General features: G+C 60.5%; 19 protein-coding genes. 10 read left to right on the top strand and 9 right to left on the bottom strand.

Annotation, left to right across the window (positions count from 1 at the left end):
• The first annotated feature begins 42 nt into the window (after nucleotides 1-42).
• Nucleotides 43-2,178 (top strand): bifunctional metallophosphatase/5'-nucleotidase, encoded by a 2,136-nt coding sequence (locus HWX44_RS02545; protein WP_175973060.1) that lies wholly within the window; start codon nucleotides 43-45, stop codon nucleotides 2,176-2,178.
• Between the two features lie 44 nt (nucleotides 2,179-2,222).
• The gene (locus tag HWX44_RS02540; RefSeq protein WP_444843280.1) at nucleotides 2,223-2,837 is read left to right on the top strand and encodes a DUF421 domain-containing protein; all 615 of its coding nucleotides are present in this window, start codon (nucleotides 2,223-2,225) and stop codon (nucleotides 2,835-2,837) included.
• 299 nt (nucleotides 2,838-3,136) lie between these two features.
• On the opposite strand, the gene HWX44_RS02535 is transcribed toward HWX44_RS02540, so the two are convergent.
• The 3 genes from HWX44_RS02535 to HWX44_RS02525 form a co-directional block, all read right to left on the bottom strand.
• Complete coding sequence (locus HWX44_RS02535; RefSeq protein ID WP_046648585.1) at nucleotides 3,137-3,388, bottom strand: hypothetical protein; 252 nt, start codon at nucleotides 3,386-3,388, stop codon at nucleotides 3,137-3,139.
• A 45-nt stretch (nucleotides 3,389-3,433) separates the two neighbouring features.
• The gene (locus HWX44_RS02530; RefSeq protein WP_144012917.1) at nucleotides 3,434-3,838 is read right to left on the bottom strand and encodes a hypothetical protein; all 405 of its coding nucleotides are present in this window, start codon (nucleotides 3,836-3,838) and stop codon (nucleotides 3,434-3,436) included.
• A gap of 288 nt (nucleotides 3,839-4,126) precedes the next feature.
• Nucleotides 4,127-4,987, bottom strand: a complete 861-nt coding sequence (locus HWX44_RS02525; protein WP_144012916.1) for a peptidylprolyl isomerase — start codon at nucleotides 4,985-4,987, stop codon at nucleotides 4,127-4,129.
• Nucleotides 4,988-5,093: 106 nt separating this feature from the next.
• On the opposite strand from HWX44_RS02525, the gene tpx reads away from it, so the two are divergent.
• The 3 genes from tpx to hisS are packed head-to-tail and all read left to right on the top strand — an operon-like array spanning nucleotide 5,094 to nucleotide 7,518.
• Nucleotides 5,094-5,591, top strand: coding sequence for a thiol peroxidase (gene tpx, locus HWX44_RS02520; RefSeq protein WP_175973058.1), 498 nt, complete (start codon nucleotides 5,094-5,096; stop codon nucleotides 5,589-5,591).
• Nucleotides 5,591-6,235 carry an MBL fold metallo-hydrolase gene (locus HWX44_RS02515; RefSeq protein ID WP_175973056.1) on the top strand — a complete coding sequence of 215 codons (645 nt, stop codon included), beginning with the start codon at nucleotides 5,591-5,593 and terminating at the stop codon, nucleotides 6,233-6,235. Before tpx ends, HWX44_RS02515 begins: the two co-directional genes overlap by 1 nt.
• A gap of 5 nt (nucleotides 6,236-6,240) precedes the next feature.
• Nucleotides 6,241-7,518, top strand: a complete 1,278-nt coding sequence (gene hisS / locus HWX44_RS02510; RefSeq protein ID WP_175973054.1) for a histidine--tRNA ligase — start codon at nucleotides 6,241-6,243, stop codon at nucleotides 7,516-7,518.
• On the opposite strand, the gene HWX44_RS02505 is transcribed toward hisS, so the two are convergent.
• The 6 genes from HWX44_RS02505 to ypfJ all read right to left on the bottom strand — a co-directional run bounded on the left by HWX44_RS02505 (nucleotide 7,515) and on the right by ypfJ (nucleotide 14,508).
• Nucleotides 7,515-8,924, bottom strand: coding sequence for an L-serine ammonia-lyase (locus HWX44_RS02505; RefSeq protein WP_175973052.1), 1,410 nt, complete (start codon nucleotides 8,922-8,924; stop codon nucleotides 7,515-7,517). The genes hisS and HWX44_RS02505 overlap by 4 nt on opposite strands.
• Before the next feature lie 72 nt (nucleotides 8,925-8,996).
• Nucleotides 8,997-9,674, bottom strand: a complete 678-nt coding sequence (locus HWX44_RS02500; protein WP_070516932.1) for an FMN reductase — start codon at nucleotides 9,672-9,674, stop codon at nucleotides 8,997-8,999.
• Nucleotides 9,675-10,781, bottom strand: coding sequence for an LLM class flavin-dependent oxidoreductase (locus HWX44_RS02495; RefSeq protein WP_175973050.1), 1,107 nt, complete (start codon nucleotides 10,779-10,781; stop codon nucleotides 9,675-9,677).
• Between the two features lie 45 nt (nucleotides 10,782-10,826).
• Nucleotides 10,827-11,549, bottom strand: a complete 723-nt coding sequence (locus HWX44_RS02490) for a CBS domain-containing protein (RefSeq protein ID WP_070545636.1) — start codon at nucleotides 11,547-11,549, stop codon at nucleotides 10,827-10,829.
• Between the two features lie 138 nt (nucleotides 11,550-11,687).
• Nucleotides 11,688-13,277, bottom strand: coding sequence for an inorganic phosphate transporter (locus tag HWX44_RS02485; protein ID WP_198525934.1), 1,590 nt, complete (start codon nucleotides 13,275-13,277; stop codon nucleotides 11,688-11,690).
• Nucleotides 13,278-13,614: 337 nt separating this feature from the next.
• Nucleotides 13,615-14,508 (bottom strand): KPN_02809 family neutral zinc metallopeptidase, encoded by an 894-nt coding sequence (gene ypfJ, locus HWX44_RS02480; protein WP_049154573.1) that lies wholly within the window; start codon nucleotides 14,506-14,508, stop codon nucleotides 13,615-13,617.
• Between the two features lie 233 nt (nucleotides 14,509-14,741).
• Here ypfJ and aspS point away from each other — a divergent pair, with 233 nt between their 5' ends.
• The 5 genes from aspS to ruvX all read left to right on the top strand — a co-directional run bounded on the left by aspS (nucleotide 14,742) and on the right by ruvX (nucleotide 22,561).
• Complete coding sequence (aspS, locus tag HWX44_RS02475; RefSeq protein ID WP_049154574.1) at nucleotides 14,742-16,562, top strand: aspartate--tRNA ligase; 1,821 nt, start codon at nucleotides 14,742-14,744, stop codon at nucleotides 16,560-16,562.
• Nucleotides 16,563-16,626: 64 nt separating this feature from the next.
• On the top strand, nucleotides 16,627-17,844 hold the full coding sequence (locus HWX44_RS02470) for a phosphotransferase family protein (RefSeq protein WP_175973248.1): 1,218 nt from the start codon (nucleotides 16,627-16,629) through the stop codon (nucleotides 17,842-17,844).
• The gene (locus HWX44_RS02465; RefSeq protein ID WP_175973048.1) at nucleotides 17,844-19,199 is read left to right on the top strand and encodes a replication-associated recombination protein A; all 1,356 of its coding nucleotides are present in this window, start codon (nucleotides 17,844-17,846) and stop codon (nucleotides 19,197-19,199) included. The genes HWX44_RS02470 and HWX44_RS02465 overlap by 1 nt, the downstream gene beginning before the upstream one ends.
• Before the next feature lie 67 nt (nucleotides 19,200-19,266).
• The gene (alaS, locus tag HWX44_RS02460) at nucleotides 19,267-21,954 is read left to right on the top strand and encodes an alanine--tRNA ligase (protein ID WP_175973046.1); all 2,688 of its coding nucleotides are present in this window, start codon (nucleotides 19,267-19,269) and stop codon (nucleotides 21,952-21,954) included.
• A 58-nt stretch (nucleotides 21,955-22,012) separates the two neighbouring features.
• Nucleotides 22,013-22,561 (top strand): Holliday junction resolvase RuvX, encoded by a 549-nt coding sequence (gene ruvX, locus HWX44_RS02455; RefSeq protein ID WP_175973044.1) that lies wholly within the window; start codon nucleotides 22,013-22,015, stop codon nucleotides 22,559-22,561.

The following is a 22,561-nucleotide window of genomic DNA, read 5'->3' as shown; positions in this document are numbered from 1 at the left end:
TAAACGCGTGGACAAGATTCCTCTCATCTTCAGGAGTACCACGTGAATTTCCGCCGCTTTGGCCAGCTGTTGGCCGCCACCACAGTCACCGCCGTTGCCGTCTCCGGCGCACCTGCCTTCGCCGCTGAGGCCGACCAGGTGACCTTCTCCGTCACCAACTTCACCGATTTCCACGGCCACCTTGAGCTGGCCGAAAACTTTGATAAAGAAACCGAGGAACTGGTTGGTTACTCCGAGATGGGTGCTGCTCGCATGGCTGCGCTCATTAAGGCCGTCAACAAGGACCAGGAGTACGCCTTGACCTCCTCCGGTGATAACGTTGGCGGTTCCGCTTTCGTGTCTGCGATTTCTGGGGACAAGTACACCAACGAGGCCCTCAATGCTATGAATCTCGATGTCACGGCCGTGGGCAACCACGAGTTCGACAAGGGCACCGATGACCTGATGGGCCGTATCAAGGACCAGTCCAACTTCCCGATTCTGGGCGCCAACGTCACCAAAGATGGCAAGCCCCTGCTCGATGCTTCCTTCGTCAAGGAGGTAGACGGCGTGAAGGTGGGCTTCGTTGGTACCGTCACCGAGAACACCAAGTACAAGGTGTCCGCCGCCTCCATCCCAGGTGTCGAGTTCTCCGACCCGGTCGAGGCTACCAATAAGGAAGCCAGCCGCCTGAAGGAATCCGGCGAGGCCGAGGTTGTAGTGGCGCTCATGCATGAGGATGCTCAGCAGTTCGCGCAGGGCTTCAACAAGGATGTGGATATCCTCTTTGGCGGTGATACTCACGTCAAGACCCAGGGCGAGGTTGCTCGTGAGGGCGCACTGCCGCTGTACTGGGCACAGGGCTACGAGTACGGCAAGGTGCTTAACGACGCCGACATCACCTACGACAAGGCCGAGAAGAAGATCACCAAGATTGATCTCAAGCAGTACGACGTGGCCGACGCAGATGTCTTCGCTCAGCTGCAGGGCCTCGAAGACGACCCCGAGGTAGCTAAGGTTGTCGAGGAAGCAAAGAAGGTAGCGGAGATTGAGGGTGCTAAGACTGCTGGTACCACTGAGAAGGCCATGTACCGCGGTTCTGATGAGGGCAAGGACACCGGATCCAACCGCGGTGTGGAGTCCACCCTTAACAACTTCATTGCGGACGGCCAGCGCTACGCTCTGGCCAAGCCGGCGGGCAAGGACATCGAAATTGGCGTCATGAACGCGGGCGGTGTGCGCGCCGACCTCAAGGAAGGTGACGTTACATACCAGGACATCTTTGCTGTTCAGCCTTTCGGAAACTCCGTGATTACCGCTGAGGTCAGCGGAGCTGACTTCATCACCGCACTGGAAAACCAGTGGAAGCCTGGCCAGTCCCGCCCACGTCTGGCTCTAGGCCTGTCCAACAACGTCACCGTTGTCTACGACCAGAAGGCTGAGCAAGGCAAGCGCGTTAAGTCCGTCACCATTAACGGTGAACCGATTGACCCGAACAAGAATTACAGCATTGCTCTGTCCTCCTTCCTCGCATCCAGCGATACGGAAGCAGGCGGCGATGGCTTCTTCGAGCCCGGTTCCATCAAGAACCGCAATGACGTTGGCCACATGGACACCCAGGCGATGATTGACTACATTGCGTCCGGAGAGTCCAAGGTCCGCACCGGCCAGGGTCAGATCGGTGCTCACATTGAGGGGGACCTGAAGCCGGGCAGCGAGATTACCATTGACCTGTCTTCCCTGAACTACTCCAACGCTGAGGAGCCGCAGGCTAAGAAGGTCACCGTTGCACTGGGTGACGCTAAGGCTGAGGAAGACATTGATAACGCAGCACAGCCGGGTGATGAGCAGTTTGGCGAGCGTGGCCGCGCAACCGTCAAGCTCACCATCCCGGAGGGCCTAGAGGGCGAGCAGAAGCTGTCCATCACCACGGATGCTGGTACTAAGGCTGTCCTGCCTATCACCCTTGAGGGCGCGGGTAACGACGAGGACCCGAAGGACCCAGAGAACCCGAAGGATCCGAAGGATAACGGCTCCAACAAGGATGTAGCGTCCTCCGTCGGCCTGGGCGTGGGGATCACCGTGGCCATTGCTGCTGCCATTGCCGCTGTGATTGGCGCTATTAACCTGCCGGCAGGCGCGCTACCGGCTCCGGTACAGCAGATGATTGAGCAGCTGCGCAAGCAGTTCAACATCTAGTCAGTCTCGTTCTTAAAGCCCGCACTGAGGTGCGGGCTTTTCTCATGCGGAAGGTATGGTGGGAAGCTGTGGATACACTGAGGTTATTTGGACGCGAGGCTATGTATCAGCTCGGCATCGAGCCTCACCGCATCCCAGTGGTGATGATCGCCACGCTGGGCATCTATTTGGCCTTCATGCTCTTGGTCAAACTCTTCGGCAGCCGCGTGTTGACATCCATCACTGCCTCAGATGCTGTCATCATCATTATGTTTGGCGCGGTCTCGGGACGTGTCATCGTAGGCAACCCGCCCACGCTTGCCGCCGGCATCATCGGACTGTTTACGCTCATGTTGTTGGAGGCCGCTTTCGGCACCTTCAGACAGCTGGTGAGGTGGTCGAGGTTTATTGACAGAAAACCGGTCCTTTTGGTGTACAAGGGGGAACTGCACGAGGACAACATGCATTTTGCGCACATCACCGAGAGGGATATCAATTCCGCTGTGCGTAAGGCGGGGCTCGGACGGCGTAGCGATGTACAGCTTATGATTCTGGAACCGACTGGTCAGATTTCGGTCATCCGACGTGGCCAGCTTGTCGACGCTTCAGTGTTTAAGGATATCCTCGGCGCCGAGCGCATCGAAGAAGTCGAAGAAGACTCGCAAAAGGATAGCGAATAGATTCTCGCCAGCTGTTAGACCTGCTAACCACTGTGAGGGGTGGAGTCCTGAAGGACGTGCCGAGACGCCTTTCTCCATTCCACACGAGAGCGCGAGCCTCATGGGGTGGGGACCAGACTGCCCTACGTGACGAAAACATAGCCCGCCCGGGGCGGGAGGGAAAACTTTGGCAACTAAGGCAGCACGTCCAGGGCAGCAGTGTCTAGGGCAGTAACGGTCAAACGGGGGATGGCCAGCCCGCAAAACAAAAAATCTCCTCCGGCGCGTTGAACGCGGGAGGAGACTTACGTGCTTGTGGCTTAGTTGCCAGCGAGCTTGTCGCCGAGACGCAATGCGTCATCCATGGCGCCGATGATGGAGGTGATAACCTTGATCCACTCGCGGATCTCCTTCGGGCTGACGTTGCCCTCATCGTCGGAGGAGAGAGCGAAGAAAGCAGCGGAGGAGCTATCGTTCTCGACCGGAGCAGCGGAAGCAACAGCGGTGCCGGAGAAGGTGATGGTTGCAGCGGTAGCAACGGCAACGAGGGACTTACGGGAGAAGAACTTCATGGTGGAGTGTCCTAATCTTTGGAGAGGGTGGAAAGAGAAACCGAATTACTTCGCGTTAGGAGCGAAGTTCTTCTGGTAGAAGGCGAAGACGGTGCCCAGAGCGCCGATGATGGCGGTGAAGACTGCGATCCAGTCGCGGATCTCAGACGGCTTCATGTCGGTGATGGAGGAACCCTCAGAGTCGTTGGAGGAGGAAGAAGAGGACTCCTCTTCCTTCTCCTTGTCGTTCTCGGACTCGGAGTTGTCGGTCTCCTTGTTGTTGTCCGTGGTGGACTCGGAGTTGTCGGTCTCCTTGTTGTTGTCCGTGGTGGTCTCGGAGTCTGCGGACTCGTTGGTTACGACTGCGGTGTCCTCAGCGGTGTCCTCAGCGGAAGCAACGGACACGCCGGACAGGGAAACGGTTGCAGCGGTAGCGGCAGCAACAAGGGCCTTACGGGAGAAGAACTTCATTCTCGTTCCTTAAGATCTCGGGAATTTCAAAGACCTCACAGATGCTACTGAGACATTGTGCGATTTGCAAGAGATTTGGCAATTAGTTGGTGAGTCTGTGTATCTGCTGGCCGCCGTATGTGAGCTGGGGATATTAAACAGAGGTGCCTGTGGTGGGTGAGTGGTTTGCCAAATGAACTGCTCAAGGCTAAGAAATTCTTAGTACCGGGCGGGGTGGGGCGGAGTGGTAAAGAAATAGCCCCGCTCGCTGAACGCGAGTGGGGCTAGTCACCGTAAAGGGGGTAAAACTTATCCCTCGATGGTTGCCTTGGTGATGCGCACCTCTTCGGCAGGCTCTCCGTCAGACTGTCCATCCTTGACGCCCTTAGCAGCGATAGCGTCGATGGTCTTCTGACCCTTCTCCGTCAAATCACCAAAGTAGGTGTAGGAGGGAGGAAGCGTCGAGTCCTTGTAGTTAATGAAGAACTGCGAACCGTTGGTATCTTCGCCGGCGTTGGCCATCGCGATGGAGCCCTTCGGGTACAGGGCAGGCTGTGCCTTGGCGGCATCGTCAGACTCATCGGTGGGGTACTCGTTGGCAAACTGGAAGCCCGGTCCACCGGAACCCTTGCCGGTCGGGTCACCGCACTGCAGGACGGAGAGGGTGCCCTCAGTCATGCGGTGGCACACGGTGTCGTCATAGTACTTCGCCGAAATCATGTCCGTGATTGCGTTGACGGTACACGGAGCCAGGGAGCGGTCGAGGGTCATCTCGATGTCGCCCTGCTTGGTGGCGAAGTTGACGGTCACCTCACCCTTGGCTGGAATGTCCTTGCCGTTAGGCGTAGGCACCTCACGGGAGGCGTCACCTGCTTCTGGGTATGCACACGTTACGGTGTCACCCAGCGGTGTGGCACGCTTGCCGGTCAAAGGCTCGGCGGTGGGGGCTTCGGTTGTGGTCTCCGCGGCCGAGCTCTCCTCGGCCTGAATCTCCTCTTCCTCCGATGAGCGGGTAGCCAAGAACCAGATTCCGCCGACGAGGGCAATAATGACGACGGCTGCCATCACAACAACGCCAAGTGGGCGGCTCCTCTGTTTACGGTCGCGGGACTTCAGCTCGCGATCGAGCTGGTTGAGCGCATCATCCAAGCGCTGGCTGTTAGTAGACACCTACGTTTCCTCCACTGTGGTGGTTCACAACTTTCGACTCGCCTATCCTAACCGCACCGTCCTACATCATGGCGCGACGCCCCGCGCGTCAGTACGCTTGGGTGCCATGGCTACAACGAATTTTCAGAATGAACCCGTCGAAACCAACGCCGAGCTGCCCAAGGTTGGTGAGGCCCTGCCGGACTTCACCCTCGTCGGCACCGATCTGGCAGAGCTGACCAAGGCAGACTTCGCTGGCAAGCGCCTGGTCGTTTCATGCTTCCCTTCCGTAGACACTGGTGTGTGCGCGGCGCAGCTGCGCAAGTTCAACGAGGAGGCGGCTGGACTGGAGAACACTGTTGTTCTTTCCGTCTCCCGCGACCTGCCGTTCGCACAGGAGCGTTTCTGTGCGGCCGAGGGCATTGAGAATGTCGTCAGCGCCTCTGATTTCCGCTCTGATTTCGCGGATAAGCTGGGCCTCGTGCTGGAGGGCTCCCCACTCAAGGGCCTGTTCGCCCGCGCTGTCATCGTCACCGACGAGGACCACAAGGTGATCTACACCGAGCTGGTTCCGGAGGTCACGACTGAGCCGGACTACGACGCAGCTTTGGCATCGCTCAAGTAATGAGCGCTCCCGAAATCTACGGTTTCGCCGCCGGGCCTTATAAAACCAACACTTATGTGGTGGCTAACGGATCCCGGGCGTTCATCGTGGACCCAGGGATGCACACGCGCGAGAAGCTTGAGCAGCTCGCGCGTGAGAAGTCCTTGGAGTTTGAGGCCGTCGTGCTCACTCACGGTCACATTGACCACACACGAGATGCTGCCGAGTTCGATCTACCGGTCTACATCCACCCGGATGACGCGTTCATGCTCGTGGACGGCTCCGGTGTGTCTCCCGAATCGCAGATGCTCTTTGCTGCCGCCTCCATGAAGCAGGTAGCGGACCGCCGCGACTTGATCGGTGGAGAAACGCTGAGTCTTGTCGGCCTTGAATTTGATGTGCTCCATGCACCGGGCCATTCCCCGGGATGCGTCATTCTCGTGGCCGAGGGGGTTGCCCTGACGGGCGACGTGCTGTTCAAGGGCTCCATCGGGCGCACCGACTTGCCGCACTCCGACCACGCTGCGATGCAGCGTTCCTTGCGCAGCCCGGTGTGGGGCCTCGATGACTCCCTTGCTATCTTGCCGGGACACGGCCCGACCACGACGATGCGCCGTGAACGTGCGACTAATCCGTTTCTGCGCGCAGCGGGGGATGTACTCTAAAGGGCGTGAGTGATAAGAAGCAGTTCAAAGCCCTGTCCGCGCCCAAAGGTGTGCCGGACTACGTCCCGCCGCAATCGGCCATCTTTGCCAAGGTGCGCGAGACCTTCGTGCATCAGACACACCTGTCCGGCTTCCAACACATCGAACTCCCAATCTTCGAGGACACCTCGTTGTTCGCCCGCGGAGTGGGGGAGTCCACGGACGTCGTGTCCAAGGAAATGTACACCTTTGCCGATCGTGGCGATCGTTCCGTGACACTGCGCCCAGAAGGCACCGCTGGTGTCATGCGCGCGGTCATTGAACACAACCTCGACCGCGGCCAACTGCCGGTCAAGCTGAACTACTATGGTCCTTTCTTCCGCTACGAGCGCCCGCAGGCTGGCCGCTATCGCCAGCTGCAGCAGGTCGGCGTCGAGGCTATCGGAGTAGACGATCCGGCGCTGGATGCTGAAATTATTGCGCTGGCGGATCGCTCCTACCGCAGCTTGGGGCTAAGCCAGTTCCGCCTTGAGCTCACGAGCTTGGGAGACCATGAGTGTCGCCCCGCTTATCGTGAGAAGCTGCAGGAGTTCCTGTTCAAGCTCGATTTGGATGAGGAAACCAAGGCCCGCGCGGAGCTGAACCCGCTGCGCGTGCTCGATGACAAGCGCCCGGAAGTCCAGGAGCAGCTTGTCGACGCCCCCCTGATGCTCGACCACCTCAATGCCGAGTGCCGCGAGCACTTTGAGACGGTCACTGGCCTGCTCGATGACATGGGCGTGCCCTACACCATCAACCCGCGCATGGTCCGCGGTCTCGATTACTACACGAAGACCTGTTTCGAATTCGTCCACGATGGCCTCGGCGCGCAGTCCGGCATTGGCGGCGGCGGCCGCTACGACGGGCTCATGGCTCAGCTCGGCGGACAGGAGTTGTCCGGTATCGGCTACGGCCTCGGAGTGGACCGCACGGTTTTGGCCCTGGAAGCCGAGGGCGTGGAGCTCGACGGCGTCGAAGAGCGCGTGGCCGTTTATGGCGTTGCTTTGGGCGCTGCGGCAAAGAAGAAGATGGTCAGCATCATTGATGACCTCCGCAAGGCCGGTATTTCCGCGGACATGTCCTTCGGTGACCGCGGCCTCAAGGGAGCGATGAAGGGCGCTGATCGCGCCAACGCCCGCTTCGCACTCGTCCTCGGTGACCAGGAGCTAGAGTCTGGCACCGTGGCGCTCAAGGATCTGCGCGCGCACGAGCAGCACGACGTCCCCGTGGGGGACGTCGTCAAGCAGCTTCGTCAGCTGGTTTAGCACTCCACCTGGGAGACGGTGAAGCCCATCGTCTTCGCTAGACCACCGAGCGAGGTCTCCTTGTACTTGGAGAGCATGTCGCGCCCCGTTTCGGCCATCGTGCGTACCGCGTTATCGAGGGTAACGTGGTGCGTTCCCTCTCCCATGCGGGCCAGGCGTGCGGCGTTGATGGACTTGACGGCACCGATGGCGTTGCGCTCGATGCAGGGAATCTGCACGAGGCCGCCGACCGGGTCGCAGGTCAAGCCGAGGTTGTGCTCAAGCGCGATCTCGGCAGCATTCTCTACCTGCTCCGGAGTCCCCCCAAGCAGTTCGGCCATGCCGGCCGCCGCCATAGAGGAGGCGGAGCCTACCTCACCCTGGCAGCCCACCTCGGCGCCGGAAATGGAGGCATTGGACTTGATAATGATGCCCACGGCACCCGCAGTGAGCAGGTAGCGGCGAGCATCGGCGCGCGTAAAGTCCGCCATGAAGTCGCGGGCATAATGGAGTACCGCCGGTATGATGCCACAGGCGCCATTCGTCGGCGCAGTAATGACGCGGCCGCCGGCGGCGTTCTGCTCGTTGACGGCGAGCGCGTAGAGGTTTACCCATTCCATCGCGGAAAAGCCACAGGACTCGTCGTCCTGCTTGGCCAACAACTGCTGGTACATCTGCGGCGCGCGGCGGTTGACGCGGAGACCACCAGGCAAGATTCCCTTGGTGGAAATTCCCTCGGTCACGCATTCGCGCATGATGTCCCAGACGAGATCGAGGTGCTGGTAGACGTAGTCGAGACCGCCCTCGTCGCGGTGAAGCACAGCCTCGTTCGCCGCAACGATCTCCCAAATCGCCATGTCATTGGCAGCGCACAGGTGAAGCAGGTGCTCACCAGATTGGAATTCATAAGGAACGGTGTCCTCGGCGGTAGCCGCAGCGACACCGGCCGGAACGCCAGTGTCGGTTTCGAGCTGGGCGTTGTACTCCTCGCGGGACAGAATGAAGCCGCCGCCGACGGAGAAATACTCCGCGTTCTCGGCGAGGATGGAGCTGTCTTCGTCCCAAGCAGTAAAAATAAGGCAGTTCGGGTGCTCGGGCACCGGCTCGTTGTTGAATTCGATGCTGTATTCCACCTCGCCTGCCGGGCCGCTGATGCTGCCCTCGGTAGGGATGAAGGCATCGGCGCGTGGCTCAGCATCGAGCGGAACGGAGAGCGGATCCCAACCGGCGAGGCCTAGAATGACGGCCCGGTCCGTAGCGTGTCCACGGCCGGTAGCGGACAAGGAGCCACGCAGTTCGATGTGGACCTTTGCTGGGTGTTGCTCAAGGGTCTCGAGGAAGGCCTTAGCAGCACGCATGGGGCCCACGGTGTGGGAGGAGGAGGGACCGATGCCGATCGAGAAGATGTCGGTCACGCTAATTGTCATGGGGGTTAAACCTCCTTAGAAGCGTTAAATAAGTTACGCCTTACGATAGTACCGAGCGCCCCCAGTCGTTGCTTAGCCCGGTTGGCCGTCGTGGCGGGACAGGAGTTCGCGGAAGCCCCCTGATTCCGAATCCGGTGCCTGCCCAGCAGAACCCTGGTGTGTGTCCTGCGGTTCGCCGAGAGGGCCGGCAAGGCCAGCTACGCGGTCGAGCGGGCGCACCATGAGGTCCGCCAACTCCCCAGCGGCGCGCTCGATGCGCTTTTCATTGCGCGCGCCCTCAGCGGTGCCAAAGTCCTCCGTGGCCTGGAAGATGCCGGTGGGGACCACCGTGGCATGCAGGTAATTGAGTAGTGGGCGCAGGGCATAATCCAACACCAAGGCGTGACGGCTGGAGCCGCCCGTGGCCGCGATGAGGGTTGGAAGCCCCTCCAGGGAATGTGGCTCCAAGGTGTCGAAGAACATCTTGAACAGACCCGAGTAACTGCCCTGGAACACGGGACTGACCGCGATGAGGCCGTCGGCATCCAGCACCGCGGACTGTGCCGCGGTGAGACGGGGCGTGGGCGAAACCCAGTTGGTCATGGCCTCAGCTAGCTCGCTCGCGAGGTCCCGGAGCTCGACGACGGTGATGTCGGTGCCTTCGCCCCGCGCGGTGACGTGGGCGGAGGTGGCGGCCGAGAGGGCGTCGGCAAGCGCGCGCGTCGAGGACGGCGATGACAACCCAGCCGTAATGACGACGAGTGACCGCATCTACTTCTCCTCTCCAGGGTTGACCAACGCGTGTGGTTCATAACTACCGAGCGTGGCGTGCGTTGGCGGGTCAGAAGGTACATGATCTGGGCGGCGCTCCTCAAAGCGCCGGCGCAGCTCAGGGACGACCTGCGTACCCAGAATCTCAATCTGCGCTAGCACCACCTCTTGCGGAAGGCCGGCATGATCGATAAGGAAGAGCTGGCGCTGATAGTCGCCCACCCAGTCGGCGAACTGCAGGGTTCGTTCTACGACCTGCTCCACCGTGCCTACCGTCAGTGGGGTTTGTGCGGTGAATTCTTCTAAGGAAGGGCCTTGGCCGTAGACCGGGGCGTTGTCGAAGTAGGGGCGGAAGAAATCCTTCGCCTCCTGCTCGGTAGACCCGATGAAGACATGCCCGCCGAGGCCCACGATGGCCTGATCCCCGCGACCATGACCGTAGGATTCGTAGCGGTTGCGGTAGAGGCTCACCATCTTCGCGGTGTGTTCCTTGTTCCAGAAGATGTTGTTGTGGAAGAAACCATCGCCGTAATAGGCCGCCTGTTCGGCAATCTGTGGGGAACGGATAGAGCCGTGCCAGACGAAGGGCGGGATACCGTCGAGCGGCGCCGGTGTGGCGGTGAATCCCTGTAGCGGGGTGCGGAATTTTCCTTGCCAGGTCTCGACCGGTTCGCGCCACAGGCGGCGCAACAGGTGGTAGTTCTCCACCGCCAGAGGGATACCTTCGCGGATATCTTTGCCAAACCACGGGTAAACCGGACCGGTGTTACCGCGGCCCAACATGAGATCGATGCGCCCGTCAGCCAGGTGCTGGAGAAAAGCGTAGTCCTCTGCAAGCCGGACGGGGTCGTTGGTGGTGATCAGCGTGGTGGCAGTGGAGAGGTGCAGGTTCTTCGTCTGCGCCGCGATGTAGGCCAGATGGGTGGTGGGTGCGGACGGGACGAAGGGTGGGTTGTGGTGCTCGCCGGTGGCGAAGACGTCGAGGCCCACCTCCTCTGCCTTGAGGGCGATTTCTGTCATAGCGCGGATGCGCTCGGCCTCGGTGGGGGTGCGACCGGTGGTGGGATCTTGCGTGACATCACCGATGCTAAAGACTCCAAATTGCATGCCATACTCCTCTCTGTGACATGTCAACAAAGTTTAGCCGGGTAATTATTCCCACTCAAGGGCGTCGACCAAGACTGCAAGATCCGCTGGCGTTGCGATGGCGAGCGGGCGCTGCGAAGGCTTGCCCTGCTCGGTAAGGAGAACCGCACTAGGATGCGTGCCGTCCGCCGCGGGTTCGGTGAGGGCATCGATGACCTCTTGCGCACTGGCGTTGCGGGGAAGGAACTCGGCCCTGTCCTTCTTCTCTGCAAACTCTAGAACGGCGCTAATCGACGCCGCGTTGACCACACCATCGTCTCCCAAATCTGCTGCGACCCAGCGGGCGATGACATTGGTCGTGAGGAGGGCTTGGTAAGCGCCGGAATCATAAATCGGGATCTGCGAATAGCCGGTCCTATTAATGAGCCGGAGAGCCTCCATGATCGGGGTATCGGGGCCAAGTGTGGTGACCTCACGGTTGGCGAGTAAGGACTGTGCCGTGGGCGGATCTGTAAGAAGCCGCTGGAGGTTCTCTAGCTGCGCCAGCACCTGTGGGTGCGGGGTAGCGATGGGCTCGCCGTCGAAATAGCGGCCGTGGGCGATGGCGTTGCGCAGATTACCTAAGTCCTTGAGCTGCTCTGCCTGGCGCTTGCTGAGCAGGTGTTTGTCGTGTGCGCGGTCGACAATCCACCAGAAGGAGTCGGAGTTCTTGGCCCCGACGGCCTGGCGGAGAAACTGCTCAATGTCGTTGAATGCGGAAAAGAATCTGGCCAGGGAGTTATCGCTCATGCCGTCCCAGTGTACGGGTGCTCTCAAACCCCAGTGGTCGCTGGTGGACAGAGAAAACAAAGAAGCCGCGAGTATCCCGAGGCGGCAGGAGACTCGCGGCGACTGGGTACGATGCCCTGTGCGCGTGTTGTGTTGAGACTAGAACACGACGCGCAGGATGGAGACCGTCACAGCTGCGATGGCAGCGGCGGCTGGGAGAGTGATGACCCATGCGAGGGCGATGGGCTTCATCAGGTTCCAGTTAGCAGCGCGGTTGACGATGCCGACGCCAAGGACAGCACCGATGAGGATGTGCGTCGAGGAAACCGGGAGGCCTAGGAGGGAGGCTGCCATGACAACGGCAGCGGCAGCCAGCTCAGCGGCGAAACCGGAGGAGGGGTGCATCTGGGTCAGGCCGGAACCGACGGTCTGGATAACGAAGCGGCCGATGAACCACAGGCCAGAAACGAGGGCAATGCCCATAGCCACCATGACCGGCAGCGGGACGGTGACTTCGTCAGAAATCCGGTTGGTCTGCAGGACATCGAAGACGGCGGCGAAGGGGCCGATGGCGTTGGCGATGTCGTTCGAGCCGTGCGAGAACGCGAAGGCGGAGGCGGTGAAGACCTGCATCCAAGAGAAGAGGAGGAAGGTGGAGCGGGACAGGGACTTCTTCTTCAGAGAGCGGGCGAAGATGAAGACGGCCATCCAGACCACGGCACCTACCATGCCCATGACAAGGAGGTTCTCAAGTGTGGAGAAGTCAACGCCGGTGTTCTTGAGGCCCTTGAAGAGCATCATCGCGGAGATGATAACAGCGCCCAATGCTGCCAGCAGCGGGACCCAGTTCTCTAGTGCGCGGTGCGCGTTGACGTCCTCGAGATCCTTGTTGAGGTTGTGCAAATCTCGGTAGTAGTCGGACTCGAGCGCCTCTGGATCGTAATCATCTTCCGCGGTGAGGGCGGCATCACGGGCCATGGCGTTGGTGTAGGAAATCTGCTGCAGCTCGTTCATGCGCTCGAAGCGGGTCTTGTGCTCCTTGCGCAGCTCAGCGCGGCGAACCTTGATGTCGCGCAGACGCTCGTCTGCGGCGTCGTTGTAGACGAGGATGGAAGCCTTAATCCACCTAAACAGCAGGTAAGCGGCAACACCGCCAAGAACTGGTGAAAGTACCCAGGAGAAAGCAATGGTGCCAATGCCGCCCCACTGCACCATGTCCATTCCGCCCTTGCCGGTGACGAAGCCGACGGTCAGCGCGGCGCCGACGATACCGCCGACGATGGAGTGGGTCGTAGAAACCGGCCAGCCCATGCGGGTAGCGACGAGCAGCCAGATGGCAGCGCCGAGCAGCGACGCCATCATGATGTAGACGAACTCCATGGGGTCGAGCCCGTCAATGGCGTCGAGGTCCACAATGCCGGAGCGGACGGTGTCGGTAACCTCGCCGCCGGCGAGGATCGCGCCGGATACCTCAAAAACCGCCGCAACAGCGAGGGCCTGCTTCATAGAGAGGGTTCCCGCACCCACGGAGGTACCGAAAGAGTTGGCGACGTCATTGCCACCAATGTTGAAGGCCATGAATACGGCGAAGATGATCGCGGTAACAAGGACGATCTTGTTAGCGCCCTCAGCAACCTCTCCGTTGCCCCAAATGATGAAGAGGACAAGAGTAACAGCGGTGATGGCGCCGAAGAACAAGTGCCAAATCCAGTCCTTGTTCTTACCATTCATCGTTTCGAGATCAGGCATCGTCGGCGTGGCGGTGCTCAAAACGTCGTTCCTTTCATGAAGAGAACGCTGCGTGATGAGGAAGCGCGGGCTGCCGCGGGCAAGGTAAAAGCGTCAATAATGATGGGGATTAACGTACCTGCTGCGGTGCAGGTGATGACATCACGCACAGTTCTTTTATGTTTTTAAAGACAGAGCGGATCCCACCACGAACCGGCGGGAACTTGATCAGGGTAAAGCATCAAGATTGCCGGCAGGTAAACACCTCATGTATTTGGATTTAATCTGCACATTTTGTGGCACATTTGGGGGTGGTGTGGCCTTTCGGTGGACACACCAACATTTTTGACGCTCGGTATTAAGACTTATATACGCCTCGACCCAAAGTGTCGCACTGCTCCATCTTTCCGCTGTTATATCCGGCGAGGAAGGATTGTGCTCGGTCCTCAGAGGAGCCGTGTGTCCAGGTATCGGGGCGTACCTCGCCGCCAGAGCGGCGCTGGATGTTGTCGTCGCCCACGGCGCGGGCAGTGTTGACGGCGTCGGTGACCTGCTGTTCGGTGATCGTTTCGAGCAAAGCATCCTCACCCTTGTCGGCGTAGTGTGCCCACAGTCCGGCATAGCAATCCGCTTGCAGCTCAATCTTCACTGCGTTGGAGTCCTCGCCGGGTTCGTTGTAATTGGACAAGCTGAGTGTGCCCTCTAGCTTCTGAATGTGGTGGCCAAATTCGTGGGCGACGATATACATCTGTGCCAGAGGTGCATTATCCCCACCGAAGTTGCGGAGCTGATCGAAGAACGCGGTGTCGAAATAGGCGGACTCATCGGCCGGGCAGTAGAACGGCCCGGTGGCGCCGGAGGCTTGGCCACAGCCGGACATAGTGGTGTTGTTAAAGATGACGCGGCCGGGTTCGACGTACTCGATGCCTGCCTGATCCGGCAGCTGCTGGGCCCAGACCTTGTCGACGGACTGGGCGGCGAACATGACGCGGCAGTCGTCGTACTTATTGCCGTCCTCGGCAGTTTGGCAGTGTGCGAAGGCATCCTCTCCGCTTTCCTCTGGGCCGACCTGGGTTTGGTCGGGCTGAGGGCTGCTTTCGGTGATGTCACCAAGATCGCCGCCAAGCAAGAGATAGAGGCCAATGAGGAGGAGGGAGCCAATGCCGCCGCCGGTAGCGATCATGCCGCCGCGGCCCCCGCCGCCGGAGCTTGCTCGCTTGCCATCAAAGTTGGCGCCAGATTTGAAAGTCATGGTCCAGATTTTGCCATATGCGGGCGGTGATGTGCGTGTGATGAGGGGAGCTGCGTCAAGCGGGGGTACCAGTGCTCGACGTTCGGCGGCGCTCGGTGTTTACCCCAGCGCTGAGCAAGTCTGGTGCGGGCGGTAGACTTGGGCCGTTCAAGTTCTTGCATCCCTCGGCGCGTGCTGTCTACGCGTGGCGTGTGTGGGTGCGAGCGTCAACGATGAGAAGGGATTGAACGAGAGTGCTGCGTACACATTTGGCAGGCGAACTGCGCAAAGAGATGGCGGGGGAGACCGTCACCCTGACGGGTTGGGTGGCGCGCCGTCGCGACCACGGCGGTGTTATCTTCATTGACCTGCGTGATCGCTCCGGCGTTGCCCAGGTGGTTTTCCGTGAATCCGAGGTGGCTGAGCGCGCCCACGATCTGCGCTCCGAGTACTGCGTTAAGGTCACCGGCGTGGTGGAGCCCCGTCCAGAGGGTTCCGCTAACGCGAACCTGGCTTCCGGTGAGATTGAGGTCAACGTTACGGATCTGGAAGTGCTCAACAAGTCTGCAGCGCTGCCATTCCAGATCGATGATCCTTCTTCCTCCGGTGAGGTCGGCGAAGAGACTCGTCTGAAGTACCGCTACCTCGATCTGCGTCGGGAGCGCCAGCACGAGGCTCTGCGCCTGCGCTCGGCAGCTAACCGCGCCGCTCGCCAGGTCCTGGATAGCCATGATTTCACTGAAATCGAAACCCCGACCCTGACCCGTTCCACCCCGGAGGGCGCTCGTGACTTCCTCGTGCCCGCCCGCCTCAAGCCGGGCAGCTGGTACGCACTCCCGCAGTCGCCGCAGCTGTTTAAGCAGCTGCTCATGGTGGCCGGCATGGAGCGTTACTACCAAATCGCTCGCTGCTACCGCGATGAGGACTTCCGCGCGGACCGTCAGCCGGAGTTTACACAGCTCGACGTCGAGATGTCCTTCGTTGATCAGGACGATGTGATCGCTCTCGCGGAAGAAATCATCTCCGCCCTGTGGAAGCTCATCGGCTACGAGATCAAGACACCGATTCCGCGCATGACCTACGCAGACGCTATGAAGTACTACGGTTCCGATAAGCCGGACCTGCGCTTCGACATCAAGATCGTGGAATGCACCGAGTTCTTCAAGGACACCACTTTCCGCGTGTTCCAGAACGAGTACGTTGGCGCCGTCGTCATGGAAGGCGGAGCTTCCCAGCCGCGCCGTCAGTTCGATGCGTGGCAGGAATGGGCAAAGCAGCGCGGTGCGAAGGGCCTGGCTTACATCACCATCGCTGAGGACGGCACCTTGGGCGGCCCAGTGGCCAAGAACATTACTGATGCCGAGCGCGAGGGCATTGCTGAGCACGTCGGCGCCAAGCCGGGTGACGCCATCTTCTTCGCGGCTGGTGACACCAAGTCTTCTCGCGCTCTTCTGGGTGCAGCACGCGGCGAGATTGCAAAGAAGCTGGATCTCATCAAGGACGGCGACTGGGCCTTCACCTGGGTTGTGGACGCACCACTGTTCGAGCCTGCCGCTGATGCCACCGCCTCCGGCGACGTGGCTCTGGGCCACTCCAAGTGGACTGCGGTACACCACGCCTTCACTTCGCCGAAGCCGGAGTATCTGGACAACTTCGACGAGAACCCGGGTGAGGCGCTGGCCTACGCCTACGACATCGTCTGCAACGGCAACGAGATCGGCGGCGGATCTATCCGTATCCACGACCAGGACGTGCAGAAGCGTGTCTTCGACGTTATGGGCATCGGTGAGGAAGAAGCACAGGAAAAGTTCGGCTTCCTGCTCGACGCTTTCCAGTTTGGTGCCCCGCCGCACGGTGGTATCGCGTTCGGTTGGGACCGCATTGTCTCCCTGCTGGGCGGTTTCGACTCCATTCGTGACGTCATCGCCTTCCCGAAGTCCGGTGGCGGCGTGGATCCATTGACCGATGCTCCGGGCACCATTCCTGCCGAGCAGCGCAAGGAGACCGGCGTGGATTTCAAGCCGGAGAAGGCAGCCAAGGCCGCTCAGGGCGACAAGGCAGGGAAGGAGTCCTAGGTCGCTCAACTCGGTGATGTAGTTGGGCCTTCGATATGTGGAAGCAGGCAAGCAAGTGAATCCGATGGGACACGAGTCCAAGAAAAAATCTGTGGCGGATGCCGTGGTGGCGGAAGCCTCACAGATGCTCTCGCGCCGCTTTGGCGGGGAGCCTGAGCTTAGTGACGTCGAGCAACTCACTGGTTCGGGCAACGCCGTGGTGCTTCGTGCCCGCACGTCACCGAGTGCCTTTTTCCCGCATCGTTCGGTGGTCATCAAGTACAACCCAGTCACCGGGCACACCATTGATGACGCCGCCCTTCTGCGTGAGGTGGTGGCCTATCAGTTCACCACAGCGTTGTCCGAAGAGGTTCGCCCAGGCCCAGTACTGCTCGCACACGACGTCGAGAAGCGCATCTTGGTGCTGTCTGACGCCGGCGATGGCGACACCCTGGCGGACACTCTTGCCCGCAGCAATGACGAAGAACGCGGAGAGCTGCTCAGGTCCCTGGGCGGCGCGCTGGGCAAAATGCACGCGGGCACGGCTGGGCGCGAAGAGGATTACGAGGCTCTGCTGAACCGGCAGTTGCGCCGGCATCCCGAATACGCCGAGCACCAAGCCCTGCGGGATGAGTCTCTGAAAAGCTCCATCCTGATCGGTGCGGACATCCTCAGCGAAGCAGGACTGGAGCCACCAGAGCACGTCCGCGAACTAGCCCGCACCGCCATGCAGAGCTTTAGTTCTGGCCGCAACCGCGCTTTTACGCCCTTCGATCTGTCCCCAGACAACATCATCGTGGGGACAACACTGACCTTCCTGGATTATGAGTGGGCCGGTTTTCGCAACGTGGGCTTTGATGTAGCCTGCGTTGTCGCCGGCTTCCCACAGTTCCTCTTCAGCCGCCCGATTACGGATTCTGAGGCGGACGTCTTCATCCAAGCCTGGCAGCGCCGGGTCGTCGACGTGTGGCCGCAGCTGGCGGATGAGAAAACACTGCATGAGCTGATAGTCGCTTGTCTCATTGGTTGGGCTTTGTCGAGCGTGACCACCATGTATGCCGGTGGGATTGAAGGGGTAGTAGCACTGGCGGAGGGTAACGCCGAGATTTATCGTGACCCGCGTCGCTCGCTGCTGCGCCGCTCCGATCACGGCCCGTTCAGCGAGGATGAGCTCTTGATTCGGCGCGACCTTTACGAAACTTTCGAAGCGCTCTCACGCTTTGCCGCGCAGTGCAAGCACGATGGGTGCTCGACTGTCGCCACTTTCGGTCGCGCTGTGGCCTCCCGCCTCCGGGAGTCCTGATGGCGCAGGAGTCACTCTTCGGCGACGACCAATCAGCGCCAAGCCTGCCGGGTGGCCCCGATATTTTTGCGACTCATTCGGGGGCACCGCTGGCCGCACGCATGCGGCCGCAAAGCCTCGACGAAGTAGTGGGGCAAAAGCACCTTCTGGAACCCGGGACTCCGTTGCGCCGCCTCGTCGAGGGTTCCGGCGAGGCCTCCGTCATCCTGTACGGCCCGCCAGGCACCGGAAAAACGACCCTGGCTTCGCTGATCGCGTCCTCTCTGGGGGATAACTTCATCGGCCTGTCCGCCCTCGACTCCGGCGTCAAGCAGGTACGGGAAGTCATCACGCATGCTCGCCGCGAGCTGATTGAGGGCCGCCGCACAGTGCTCTTTATCGATGAGGTGCACCGCTTTTCCAAAACCCAGCAGGACGCATTGCTGGCTGCGGTGGAAAACCGGACGGTGCTGCTCGTGGCAGCCACCACCGAAAATCCTTCCTTTTCCGTGGTGGCGCCGCTGCTCTCGCGTTCGCTGTTGCTGCACTTGGAGCCGCTTGACGACGCCTCCCTGCGCACTCTCGCCGAGCGAGCGCTGACGAGCGAGCGCGGCTTAGCCGGGCGAATCACCGCAACGGAAGACGCTCTGGACCAACTGGTGCTGCTCGCCGGAGGAGATGCGCGTCGCACGCTGACCTACCTCGAGGCTGCGGCTGAGGCGGTACCAGATGGTGGCGAGCTCACTGTCGACATTCTCAAAGACAACGTCAATCGCGCGGTGGTGCGCTATGACCGTGACGGCGACCAGCACTATGACGTAGTTTCCGCGTTCATCAAGTCCATCCGCGGTTCCGACGTCGATGCTGCGTTGCACTACCTCGCCCGGATGATTGAGGCTGGCGAGGATCCACGCTTCATCGCGCGCCGGCTCATCGTGCACGCCTCAGAGGACATTGGGATGGCCGACCCCACCGCGCTACCCACCGCCGTGGCCGCCGCGGAGGCCGCTGCGCTGATCGGCCTGCCCGAGGCACGCATCCCGCTGGCGCAGGCCACGATCCACCTGGCTACTGCGCCGAAGTCGAATTCCGTTATTAATGCCATCAATTCTGCTCAGGCCGATGTCCGGGCTGGTAAGAGCGGACACGTCCCGCCGCACTTGCGCGACGGGCACTACGAGGGTGCTAAGCGCCTAGGTAACGCCGTCGGCTACCAGTACCCGCATGATGATCCACGCGGTGTTCTAGCCCAGCAGTATCTGCCGGAGACGCTGGCCGATGCCGAGTATTATCAGCCCACCGACCACGGAGCGGAAAAGCGTGTGCGCGAGTACTTGGGAAGGTTGCGGGACATCATCCGGGGGCGGCGTCGCTAAGCACAGCACCGGACGGGTAAAGTTGAGCGCTGACTAGAAACCTCTCAACAGTGAAGGACTTTTGCTCGTGAAGACTCATGAGATCCGGGAACGCTTTACCCAGCACTTCGTCAAGGCCGGCCACGAGGCCGTCCCCAGCGCGTCGCTGATCCTGGATGACCCGAACCTGCTCTTCGTCAACGCCGGCATGGTTCCCTTCAAGCCCTACTTCTTGGGCCAGCAGAACCCGCCTTTTGCTAACGGTACGGCGACCTCCATCCAGAAGTGCGTGCGTACCTTGGATATCGAGGAAGTAGGCATCACCACCCGCCACAACACCTTCTTCCAGATGGCAGGCAATTTCTCCTTTGGCCAGTACTTCAAAGAGGGTGCTATCACCCACGCCTGGAACCTGCTGACGAACTCGGTAGAGGATGGCGGCTTGGGGCTAGATCCCGAGCGTTTGTGGGTCACGGTCTACCTCGATGACGATGAGGCAGCCGATATCTGGCACAACAAGATCGGTGTTCCCCGCGAGCGCATTCAGCGCCTCGGCATGGAGGATAATTACTGGTCCATGGGTATCCCCGGACCGTGTGGTCCGTGTTCTGAGATTTACTATGACCGTGGTCCGGAATATGGGCAGGACGGTGGCCCCGTCGCGGACGATAACCGCTACATGGAGATCTGGAACCTAGTCTTCATGCAGAACGAGCGCGGCGAAGGCATCGGCAAGGGCAACTTTGAGATTCTCGGCCCGTTGCCTAAGAAGAACATCGATACCGGCATGGGCATCGAGCGCGTTGCCTGCATCCTGCAGGGCGTGGACAACGTCTACGAGACGGATCTGCTGCGCCCGGTCATTGACGTTGCCGAGGAACTCACCGGGGCGAAATACACGCCCGATGCACCGAAGGAAGACTTGATCCGCTTCCGCGTGGTGGCAGACCACTCGCGCACCGGCATGATGCTCATCCTGGATGGCGTTACCCCCGGTAACGAGGGCCGTGGCTATATCCTGCGCCGACTGCTGCGCCGCATCATCCGCTCCGCCAAGCTGCTGGGTGCGAAGGGCGAGACCATGGAACGCTTCATGAACACCATCATGGACACCATGACTCCGTCCTACCCGGAGATTGCGGAGAACCGTGAGCGCATCCTGCGCGTCGCCGTGGCGGAGGAGAAGGCCTTCCTCAAGACCCTGGAGTCGGGCACCAAGCTTTTCGACGAAGCTGTCGACGAGCTAAAGAACACCTCCCGCGCGGCCACCCCGAAGGTGCTGTCCGGTGAGAAGGCTTTTGAACTGCACGATACCTATGGTTTCCCCATCGACTTGACGTTGGAGATGGCCCAAGAAGCTGGCCTTAGCGTGGACATGGAGGGCTTTGATGCCGCCATGGGCGAGCAGCGCCGCCGTGCCAAAGCTGATAACCAGGCTAAGAAGCATGGTCACGCCGACTTGTCGCTCTACCGCGAGTGGGTGGATAACCATCCGACTCTGTTTACGGGCTACGAGACCTTGGAATCCGAGGCCAAGGTACTCGGCCTCGTCCGCGATGGCGAGAAGGTCTCTGAAGTCCAAGCAGGCGACACCGTCGAGGTAATTCTGGACCAGTCGCCGCTCTACGCCGAAGCCGGTGGCCAGACCGCCGACCGAGGCCGGATCATTGCCGGTGAAACCCTCCTTGAGGTCAATGACGTGCAGAAGATCGGTAAGAAGCTGTGGGTCCACAAAGCTACGGTGACCGCTGGTGGCCTTGAACTGGGCACTGGCGTAACAGCCGAGGTAGACCAGCAGTGGCGCCACGGTGCCGTGCAGGCGCACTCCGCCACGCACCTCATTCACGCCGCGCTGCGCCAGGTGCTGGGGCCGACCGCTGTCCAGGCTGGCTCCTTGAACCGACCGGGTTACTTGCGCTTTGACTTTAACTACACCGACCAGCTCACCCAGGAGCAGCTCGATGAGATCGCTTTGGTGACTAACCAGGCGGTAGACCAGCACTTCCCGGTCAATACCATCGAGACTTCCTTGGACAAGGCCAAGGAGATGGGCGCGATGGCCCTGTTCGGTGAGAACTATGGTTCCGAGGTCCGCGTCGTGGAGATGGGAGGGCCCTTCTCCATCGAGCTGTGCGGCGGTACGCACGTGAAGAACACCGCAGAGATCGGTCCAGTGTCTGTCCTTGGTGAATCCTCCGTGGGTTCCGGTGCGCGCCGCATCGAGGCCTATTCGGGCTTGGATGCCTTCCGTTACTACTCCAAGGAAGCAGCCCTGGTGGAAGGTGTGTCTCGCGAGCTGAAGGTCCAGACTGAGGACCTGCCGGAACGCATCGCACAGCTGACGGAGAAGCTCAAGGCCGCAGAGAAGCAGATTGCGGAGCTGCACAAGGCCCAGCTCATGTCCCAGACTGCGGACATGATCTCTACGGCGAAGACCGTCAACGATTTCACCATCGTGGCCGTCAAGCTCCCTAAGGGTGTGAACGGCGGTGACCTGCGCACGCTGGCTTCCGACATTAAGAACCGCCTCGGTGATGTCGCTGGTGTGGTCGTCTTGGCATCGGAGAATGAGGGCGGCAAGCTGCCATTCATCGTGGGTGCCACCAGTGCAGCAATTGAGCGCGGTGTCAAGGCTGGTGACTTGGTTAAGCTGGTTTCCGGCTACGTTGACGGCAAGGGCGGCGGTAAGCCCGATTTGGCTCAAGGCTCCGGCGCAAACGCCGAAGGCCTGCAAGCTGCCTTCGACGCCGTCCGTGATGAGCTCGAAACCCACTAATGGATGCGCACGAGTAGGTGTGCAGCAGTAGCTGACTCTCAGGACCAGGAGGAACACCATGGCCGTAGAGCCCGATAAGCCAGGAGCAGACGATCCCGGACTAGGGCGCCGGTTGGGTCTCGACGTCGGAACCGTCCGCATCGGCGTGGCGGTTTCCGATCGGGATGCCCGCCTGGCTATGCCGGTCGAGACCGTCCGCCGCGAAACCGGCTTTAAGGACCGCGACAAGGGTGACATCGACCGACTGCTTGAGCTTATTCACGAGTATGACGTCGTCGAGGTGGCAGTCGGTTTGCCGCGTGATCTCAAGGGCAACGGCTCATCAAGTGTTAAACATGCCAAAGAAATCGCGTTTCGTATCCGCCGCCGCTTGACAAAAGATGACACGATAAACACACCTCCGCCTGTCCGCATGGTGGATGAGCGCCTCACCACAGTGGTGGCATCATCTGCACTGCGAGCCTCTGGCGTGTCAGAGAGACGCGGCCGTTCGGTTATCGACCAAGCGGCCGCGGTGGAAATTTTGCAATCCTGGCTGGATGCGCGCCATTTCGCGTTGAACGGCCACAGCCCTTCAAACCTAGGAGACGAAGTACGTGAGCCGTAA

This window comes from Corynebacterium sp. Marseille-Q2823 (genome assembly GCF_903645345.1).
GTDB classification, from domain to species: Bacteria; Actinomycetota; Actinomycetes; order Mycobacteriales; family Mycobacteriaceae; genus Corynebacterium; species Corynebacterium hiratae.
Note: the sequence above shows the minus strand (reverse complement) of the source record. Positions and strands in the feature narration are given on the sequence as shown.

What these genes read in the sequence shown, in the direction of transcription:
- HWX44_RS02540 (WP_444843280.1), top strand. Translation starts at nt 2,223, where the DNA reads ATGCGGAAGGTATGGTGGGAAGCTGTGGATACACTGAGGTTATTTGGA.
- HWX44_RS02535 (WP_046648585.1), bottom strand. Translation starts at nt 3,388, where the DNA reads ATGAAGTTCTTCTCCCGTAAGTCCCTCGTTGCCGTTGCTACCGCTGCA.
- HWX44_RS02530 (WP_144012917.1), bottom strand. Translation starts at nt 3,838, where the DNA reads ATGAAGTTCTTCTCCCGTAAGGCCCTTGTTGCTGCCGCTACCGCTGCA.
- tpx (WP_175973058.1), top strand. Translation starts at nt 5,094, where the DNA reads ATGGCTACAACGAATTTTCAGAATGAACCCGTCGAAACCAACGCCGAG.
- HWX44_RS02515 (WP_175973056.1), top strand. Translation starts at nt 5,591, where the DNA reads ATGAGCGCTCCCGAAATCTACGGTTTCGCCGCCGGGCCTTATAAAACC.
- HWX44_RS02505 (WP_175973052.1), bottom strand. Translation starts at nt 8,924, where the DNA reads ATGACAATTAGCGTGACCGACATCTTCTCGATCGGCATCGGTCCCTCC.
- HWX44_RS02500 (WP_070516932.1), bottom strand. Translation starts at nt 9,674, where the DNA reads ATGCGGTCACTCGTCGTCATTACGGCTGGGTTGTCATCGCCGTCCTCG.
- HWX44_RS02495 (WP_175973050.1), bottom strand. Translation starts at nt 10,781, where the DNA reads ATGCAATTTGGAGTCTTTAGCATCGGTGATGTCACGCAAGATCCCACC.
- HWX44_RS02490 (WP_070545636.1), bottom strand. Translation starts at nt 11,549, where the DNA reads ATGAGCGATAACTCCCTGGCCAGATTCTTTTCCGCATTCAACGACATT.
- HWX44_RS02485 (WP_198525934.1), bottom strand. Translation starts at nt 13,277, where the DNA reads ATGCCTGATCTCGAAACGATGAATGGTAAGAACAAGGACTGGATTTGG.
- ypfJ (WP_049154573.1), bottom strand. Translation starts at nt 14,508, where the DNA reads ATGACTTTCAAATCTGGCGCCAACTTTGATGGCAAGCGAGCAAGCTCC.
- HWX44_RS02470 (WP_175973248.1), top strand. Translation starts at nt 16,627, where the DNA reads ATGGGACACGAGTCCAAGAAAAAATCTGTGGCGGATGCCGTGGTGGCG.
- HWX44_RS02465 (WP_175973048.1), top strand. Translation starts at nt 17,844, where the DNA reads ATGGCGCAGGAGTCACTCTTCGGCGACGACCAATCAGCGCCAAGCCTG.
- ruvX (WP_175973044.1), top strand. Translation starts at nt 22,013, where the DNA reads ATGGCCGTAGAGCCCGATAAGCCAGGAGCAGACGATCCCGGACTAGGG.